The organism is Variovorax sp. GW821-FHT09B05 (assembly GCF_059418265.1).
This window is the reverse complement of the sequence record NZ_JBWKPN010000011.1, coordinates 306,516-314,530: the sequence shown is the minus strand read 5'-3', so window position 1 is coordinate 314,530 and position 8,015 is coordinate 306,516. Positions and strand designations below refer to the sequence as shown.

Sequence of the window (8,015 nt, the reverse complement as noted above, 5' to 3'; positions counted from 1 at the left end):
GGTACTCCCCGCAGCGAAATAAAGGAGGAGGCCGAAGGCCGGGGGACATTCGCGGAGGGGAGTACCCCGTCGGCGTGCGCCCACCCCGAACGAACCCAATCCAAAGCGAAGAACGTCATCACAGCGCCCCCTCGGTCGTACGCGCAACAGGCGCAGTCAAAGGCGTACTCGCCTGCAGCGAACTCGTCGTGAGCACGGCAGCCTTCGCAGCCGCCTTGCGACGAACCCGATAGGCAATCAAGGTATCGCAAGCCAGCAGCGTGAACAGCAGCAGCCCCTGGAACACCCCCGTCAGCGACTTCGGCAGCCCGAGTCGAGACTGCGCGAGCTCGCCTCCGATGTAGAACATGCTCATCAGGATGGCCGAGAACACCATCCCCACCGGATGCAGGCGACCGACGAAGGCCACGATGATGGCCGCGAAGCCGTAGCCGGCCGGCACGTAGGGCGTGAGCTGGCCGAGCGGGCCCGCCACCTCGAGCGCACCGGCCAGGCCGGCCGCGCCACCCGAGGTCAGCAGCGCGATCCACACCGCGCGGCGTGCCGAAAAGCCCGCATAGCGCGCCGCCGCGGGCGCGAGGCCGCCGACCTGCTGCGCGAAGCCCGCGCGCGTGCGGAACAGGAACACCCACAGCGCCCCCACCCCCACCAGCGCGATGATCACCCCGATCGTCACGCGCGAGCCCTTGAACAGGCGCGGGATCTGCGTCACCGCCTCGAAGGTCTTCGACTGCGGGAAGTTGTAGCCGTTCGGATCCTTCCAGGGGCCGAACACCATGTAGCTCAGCAGCAGCGTCGCCACGTACACCAGCATCAGGCTCACCAGGATCTCGTTCGCGTTGAAGCGGTCGCGCAGCCAGGCCACGATGCCGGCCCAGACCATGCCGCCCAGCGTGCCCGCCACCAGGATCGCCAGCACGATCCAGCCGCCCGTGGTCTTGTCGGCCATCAGCGCCACGCCGCCCGCGGCGATCGCGCCGAACACGAACTGGCCCTCGGCGCCGATGTTCCACACGTTGGAGCGGAAGCACACCGCCAGGCCCAGCGCGATGATCAGCAGCGGCGTGGCCTTCACCGTCAGCTCGCCCAGCGCATAGCCGTTCTTGATCGGCTCGTAGAAGAACACCAGCAGGCCCTTGACCGGGTCCTTGCCGAGCGCGGCGAACAGCGCCACGCCGATCAGCACCGTGATCAGCAGCGCCAGGATCGGCGAGGCGAAGGTCCAGAAGCGCGAGAGCTCCGGACGGGGTTCGAGCTTAAGCATGGGCCGCCTCCTGGTTCTTGTGGCTCTTGCCGGGTTGGCCCGGCCACAGCCCGCTCATCCATTCGCCGATCTGCGCCAGCGTGGCGGCCGCGCGGTCGATCGAGGGCGACAGCCGCCCCTTGGCGATCACGTGCAGCCGGTCGCTGATGCTGAAGAGCTCGTCGAGCTCCTCGCTGATCACCAGCACCGCGCAGCCCGCATCGCGCAGCGCGAGGATCTCGGCATGGATCAGCGCGGCCGCGCCCACGTCCACGCCCCAGGTCGGCTGCGAGACGATGAAGAGCTTGGGGTTGGCGTCGATCTCGCGGCCGACGATGAATTTCTGCAGGTTGCCGCCCGACAGCGAGCGCGCCGCCGCCTTCGGGCCGCCGGCCTTGACCTTGAAGCGCTCGATGATGGATCTGGCCTGGCGCTCGAGCGCGCCGGTGCGGATCCAGCCGCCGCGGCCCACCGCGTCGCCGCGCGTCAGCAGCAGGTTGTGCGCGAGCCCCAGCGTGGGCACCGCGCCGCGGCCCAGCCGTTCCTCGGGCACGAAGTGCAGGCCCAGCGCACGGCGCGCGCGCGGGCGCAGCCGGCCGGCCGGCTGGTCGAACACCCGCACCATCGCCGCCTCGGCACGCACGTCCTCGCCCGACAGCGTGTAGAGCAGTTCCTTCTGGCCATTGCCCGACACGCCCGCAATGCCCACCACCTCGCCCGCGCGCACCTCGAAGGACACGCCCTCGAGGTCCACGCCGAACTGGTCCTCGCGCGCCAGCGTGAGGCCCTGCACGCGCAGCGCCACCGCGCCCGCATGCACCGGCCGGTGCTCGAGCGGCGGCGGCTCGCTGCCGATCATCAGCCGCGACAGCGACTCGTTGCTCTCGTTCTTCGGGTTGCACACCCCCGTGACCTTGCCGCCGCGCAGCACCGTGCAGGCGGTGCACAGCTCGCGGATCTCGTGCAGCTTGTGGCTGATGTAGAGGATGCTGCAGCCCTCGGAGGCCAGCTTGTTGAGCACCCCGAACAGCTTGACCACCGCCTGCGGCGTGAGCACCGAGGTCGGCTCGTCGAGGATCAGCAGCTTGGGGTCGGTCAGCAGCGCGCGGATGATCTCCACGCGCTGCATCTCGCCCACCGACAGCGTGTGGACCGGCCGCGCGGGATCGATGTCGAGGCCGTATTCGCTCGCCTTGGCCGTGATGCTGCGCGCCACGTCGGCCAGCGCCAGCGACTTGTCGAGGCCGAGCCAGACGTTCTCGGCCACCGTGAGGGTGTCGAACAGGCTGAAGTGCTGGAACACCATGCTGATGCCCAGCGCGCGCGCCTGCTGCGGGTTGCGCAGGTTCACCGGCTGGCCGTCGAAGGCGACGCTGCCCTCGTCGGGCTTGACCGAGCCGTAGATGATCTTCATCAGCGTCGACTTGCCGGCGCCGTTCTCGCCGAGCACGGCGTGGATCTCGCCCGGTTGCACCGCCAGCGAGATGTCGCTGTTGGCGACCACCGCCGGGTAGCGCTTGGTGATGTGCGCGAGCTGGAGTCTGGGTGTTGTCATGCCGGTTCCGTGGTTTGTCTCGTTCGGTACAGGAATGGGCCTCGTCTCGCGGGTTCCGATGTACGTCGATAGCTATAAGTTTAATAGCGTGCCCACGGAATCCGGGCGATGGAAGACCCCGACTCCGGGGCTTCGGCTGATTTCGGGTTCAGTGGCCCGTCACGTAGACGAACTTGAACAGGAAGATGGCGGCGATGACCCACACCATGGCATGCACTTCCCGTGCCCGGCCGGTGAACAGCTTGAGCACGGCGTAGGTGATGAAGCCGAAGGCCAGGCCGTTGGCGATCGAGTAGGTGAAGGGCATGGCCAGCGCGGTCACGGCCGCGGGGATGACCTCGGTGGTGTCCTCCCAGTCGAGCTCGACCAGGTCGCGCAGCATCAGGCAGCCCACGAACAGCAGCGCCGGCGCGGTGGCATAGGCCGGCACCGAGCCCGCGAGCGGCGAAATCATCAGGCAGGCCAGGAACAGCACCGCCACCACCACGGCCGTGAGGCCGGTGCGCCCGCCGGCCTGCACGCCGGCCGCGCTCTCCACGTAGGCCGTGGTGCTCGAGGTGCCGAGCAGCGAACCGGCGAAGATCGCGCCGCTGTCGGCCAAGAGCGCCTTGTTCATGCGCTCCATCTTGCCGGGCACCAGCAGGCCGGCGCGCTTGGCCACGCCCATCAGCGTGCCGGTGGCGTCGAACATCTCGACCAGGAAGAACACCAGCACCACGTTGAGGATGCCGCCCTTGAGCGCGCTCAGGATGTCGAGCTGCATGAAGGTGGGCGCGATCGAGGGCGGCGGCGCGAACACGCCGTGGAACTTGTTGCCGCCGAAGAAGAAGGACAGCACCGTGACCGTGACGATGCCGATCAGGATCGCGCCGCGCACCTTGAGCTTGTCGAGCACCACGATGATCAAAAAGCCCAGCGTGGCCAGCACCACCGGTGCCGAGTGCAGGTCGCCCAGGGTCACGAAGGTGGCCGGCGAGGCCGCGACCACGCCCGCGCTCTTGAGCGCGATCAGCGCGAGGAACATGCCGATGCCCACCGTGATCGCCGTTCGCAGCGACTGCGGTATGCCCTGGATGAACAGCTCGCGCAGCCCGGTGACCGTGACGATCAGGAACAGGCAGCCCGAGATGAAGACCGCACCCAGCGCGGTCTGCCACGTGTAGCCCATGCCGAGCACCACCACGTAGGCGAAGTAGGCGTTCAGGCCCATGCCCGGCGCCATCGCGATCGGGTAGTTGGCGTACAGGCCCATGATCAGCGTGCCCAGCGCCGCGATCAGGCAGGTGGCGACGAAGACCGCGCCCTTGGGCATGCCCGCGTCGCCGAGGATCGAGGGGTTGACGAAGATGATGTAGGCCATCGTCAGGAAGGTGGTGAGCCCCGCGATGACCTCGGTGCGCACGGTGGTGTTGTGTTCGTTGAGCTTGAACACCTTGTCGATCCAGTTCATGGGTTTCTTGTCTCCGGGATGTGTTGTCTCGTGTCGCGTCGTGCGGCGTTGTTCTGAAGAAAAAGCGGGCCGAGCCCGTCCCTGGCGCGAGCTCGGTCGCGCCTCGAGGTCCTTGGGGTTCTGGTGGTGAGGGAGCCGGCGCCGTCAGGCGCCCAGGGGCGGCGGATCGCGCGCATCGCGCGCGGGCGGGGTGGGCGGTCGCAGCGAGGCCGCCACGTCCTTGATGCATTCGCGCAGCCAGCGCGCCGAGCTCGACGAGTGGGTGCGCTCGTGCCAGAGCTGGTAGTACATGAGCCGCGGCAGCGCCACCGGGCAGTCGAGGATCTTCAGCGGCAGCCGCGCGGCGAAGCGCTCGCAGTACTGGCGGCCGGTGGTCAGCACCAGCAGGCTCGAGGCCACCATGTCGGGGATCAGCCCGAAGTGCGCGCAGCGCGCCGTGATGTTGCGCTGGCGCCCGAGCTCGTCGAGCATCTGGTCGATGATGCCGCGCCCGCCCGGGTGCATGGGCGTGGGCGCGATGTGCTCGGCCTGCAGCCAGGTCTCGAGGTCCCAGCCGCGGCGCACCGCGGGATGGTCCTGGTTCACCAGCGACACCACCTCGTCACCGAACAGGCGTGCCATGTGCAGGTCCTCGGGGGGCTTGAGCCAGTTGCCGATCACCACGTCGACCTGTCCCAGCGACAGGTGGCCGTGGTAGTCGGAGTCGGGCGACAGCGGATGGATCTCGATGTGGCACAGCGGCGCCTCGCGCTTGACCTGCGCCACCAGCATGGGCAGGAAGATCGGGTCCATGTAGTCGCTGGCCGCGATGCGGAAGGTGGTGCTGGCCGATTGCGGGTCGAAGCCGCGCGCATCGGAGAACAGCATCTCGGCCGCGCGCAGGATGCTCGCGGCCGGCTCGATCATGCGCAGCCCGGCATCGGTGGGCACCATGCCCGAGCCCGAGCGCACCAGCAGCGGATCGCCCGAGAGCTCGCGCAGCCGCTTGAGCGCGGCCGACACCGCCGGCTGGTACATCCCGAGCCGGATCGCGGCGCGCGAGACGCTGCGGTCGGTCAGCACGGTGTGCAGCACCCGGATCAGGTGAAGGTCGATCTTGTCGAAAAGCGCCTGGTCTCTCATGGCCGCTCGCAAGGAAGTGGTCGATGCGAGGCGTTATACAGCCGAGGCACGGCGTCGGACAGCCGAACGCGGAGGGCGCGAAGCTTTCGCCGAAGTCGCCAAAGGAAGACATGAAGGTTTTCCTCGATTTGTTTTCTGCGACTTCCGCGTGTTCTTCGCGTCTTCTGCGTTCGGCTGTCCGCTTTGGCGGCGCTCATCCCACCTGCACGGCCGTCACGGCGCGCAGGATCGATTCGCTCGTGGCGGGCGCGCGCAGCGGCGGGTCGACGCGGTGGCCGCCCGCGGCCGACACGGCGTCGCGGATCGCGAAGAAGACCGAGAACGGCAGCAGCAGCGGCGGCTCGCCCACGGCCTTGCTGCGGTGGATCGAGTCCTCGAAGTTCTGGCCCTCGAACAGCCGCACGTTGAACACCGGCGGGCAGTCGTTGGCGGTCGGGATCTTGTAGGTGCTGGGCGCGTGGGTCGTGAGCTTGCCGCTCTGCGGATGCCACACCAGCTCCTCGGTCGTGAGCCAGCCCATGCCCTGGATGAAGGCGCCCTCGACCTGGCCGATGTCGACCGCCGGGTTCAGCGACTTGCCCGCGTCGTGCAGGATGTCGGCGCGCAGCAGCTTCCATTCGCCCGTGAGCGTGTCGACGATCACCTCGCTGACCGCCGCGCCGTAGGCGTAGTAGTAGAACGGGCGGCCCTGCATCTTGTCCTTGTCCCAGCTCAGGCCGGGCGTGGCGTAGAAGCCGTCGGACCACAGCTGCTTGCGGTCGAGGTAGGCCTCGCCCACCACGGTGCTGAAGGCCAGCGTGCGGCCGTTGACCTCGACCTTGTCGTTGGCGAAGCGCACCGCGCCGGGCTCGCCGCCATGGCGCTCGGCCGCGCTCTGCGCCAGCCGCTCGCGGATCTGGCGCGCGGCGTCCTGCGCGGCCTTGCCGTTGAGGTCGGCGCCGGTCGAGGCCGCCGTGGCCGAGGTGTTCGCGACCTTGGTCGTGTCGGTGGCCGTGACGCGCACGCGCTCGAAGCTCACGCCGAGCTCGTGCGCCACCACCTGCGCCACCTTGGTGTTCAGGCCCTGGCCCATCTCGGTGCCGCCGTGGTTCACCAGGATCGAGCCGTCGGTGTAGACGTGCACCAGCGCGCCGGCCTGGTTGAAGTGCTTGACGTTGAACGAGATGCCGAACTTCAGCGGTGCCAGCGCCAGCCCGCGCTTGAGCACCGGGCTCGCGGCATTGAAGCCGGCGATCTCCTCGCGCCGCGCGCGGTAGTCGCTCGTGGCCTCGAGCTCGGCCACCAGCTCGTGCACGATGTTGTCGGTCACGGTCTGGCGGTAGGGCGTCACGTTGTTCTCGCCCTTGCCGTAGAAGTTGACGCGCCGCACGTCGAGCGGATCGCGGCCCAGCTCGCGCGCCACCGAGTCCATGATGTTCTCGATCGCGATCGCGCCCTGCGGGCCGCCGAAACCGCGGAAGGCGGTGTTGCTCTGCGTGTTGGTCTTGCCCGAGTAGCCGTGCATGCTGACGTTGGGCAGCCAGTAGGCGTTGTCGAAGTGGCACAGCGCGCGCGTCATCACCGGGCCCGACAGGTCGGCCGAGTGGCCGGCGCGCGAGACCATGGTGATCTCGGCGCCGAGGATGCGGCCCTCGGCGTCGTAGCCCACCTCGTACTCGTACCAGAAGCAGTGGCGCCGGCCCGTGACCATGAAGTCGTCGTCGCGGTCCAGCCGCAGCTTGACCGGGCGGCGCAGCTTGCTCGCGGCCACCGCGGCCACGCAGGCGAACAGCGCCGACTGCGATTCCTTGCCGCCGAAGCCGCCGCCCATGCGCCGGCACTCCACGTGCACCTCGTTCGACTGCAGGTGCATCGCGTGCGCGACCAGGTGCTGCATCTCGCTCGGATGCTGGGTCGAGCAGTGGATGTGCAGCGCGCCACCCTCCTTCGGGATCGCGTAGCTGATCTGGCCCTCGAGGTAGAACTGCTCCTGCCCGCCGACGTCGAGCGTGGCCTTGTGGCGGTGCGGCGCGGCCGCGATGGCGGCGCGCACCGCGGCCTCGTCGCCGCCGTTGGCGGCACCGCCGCTGCGCACGATGTGCATCGGCGGCACCACGTACTGGCCGCGCGCATGCGCGTCCTGCGGCGTCAGCACCGGCGGCTGCGCCTCGATGGTCAGCGCGTCCTTGGCGCGCGCGGCGGCGCGGCGCGCGGCGTCGCGGGTGCGCGCGATCACGGCGAACACCGGCTGGCCCAGGTAGCGGATCTCGCCGCCATCCTTCACGGACAGCAGGATCGGGTCGTCGTGGATGATCGAGCCGCAGTCGTTGGTGCCCGGGATGTCGTCGGCCGTGAGCACCGACACCACGCCCGGCATGGCGCGGATGGCGTCGAGCGAGAGCGCCGTGACGCGCCCGTTGGCCGCGGGCGACAGGCCCAGCGCGCAATGCAGGGTGCCGGCGATCTCGGGGATGTCGTCGATGTAGGTGGCCTCGCCGGCCACGTGCAGGTGCGCCGATTCGTGCGGGCGGCTGATGCCCACGCGCACGCCCTGGTCGTGGGCGAGCGCCTCGGCACCCTGGTCGATGCGGGCGGCGGTGTTCTTGAGGTAGTCGGCAAAGGCCTCTGCGGGTTGCAGCAGGCGGGCATCGAGGGGCTTGTTCATG

Annotated in this window: 5 protein-coding genes; all 5 read right to left on the bottom strand. The window is 69.1% G+C overall.

The window, feature by feature from the left end:
- Positions 1-118: 118 nt before the first annotated feature.
- Positions 119-1,264 (bottom strand): ABC transporter permease, encoded by a 1,146-nt coding sequence (locus tag AC07RM_RS27450; protein ID WP_057591999.1) that lies wholly within the window; start codon positions 1,262-1,264, stop codon positions 119-121.
- Positions 1,257-2,798 carry an ABC transporter ATP-binding protein gene (locus AC07RM_RS27445; RefSeq protein ID WP_296797459.1) on the bottom strand — a complete coding sequence of 514 codons (1,542 nt, stop codon included), beginning with the start codon at positions 2,796-2,798 and terminating at the stop codon, positions 1,257-1,259. Before AC07RM_RS27445 ends, AC07RM_RS27450 begins: the two co-directional genes overlap by 8 nt.
- 148 nt (positions 2,799-2,946) lie before the next feature.
- The gene (locus AC07RM_RS27440) at positions 2,947-4,248 is read right to left on the bottom strand and encodes an NCS2 family permease (RefSeq protein WP_093340442.1); all 1,302 of its coding nucleotides are present in this window, start codon (positions 4,246-4,248) and stop codon (positions 2,947-2,949) included.
- A 144-nt stretch (positions 4,249-4,392) separates the two neighbouring features.
- Positions 4,393-5,370: a LysR family transcriptional regulator gene (locus tag AC07RM_RS27435; protein WP_057592004.1), complete on the bottom strand. Its 978-nt coding sequence runs from the start codon at positions 5,368-5,370 to the stop codon at positions 4,393-4,395.
- 193 nt (positions 5,371-5,563) lie between these two features.
- Positions 5,564-8,014, bottom strand: coding sequence for a xanthine dehydrogenase molybdopterin binding subunit (gene xdhB, locus AC07RM_RS27430; protein WP_495320731.1), 2,451 nt, complete (start codon positions 8,012-8,014; stop codon positions 5,564-5,566).
- Position 8,015: the final 1 nt, after the last annotated feature.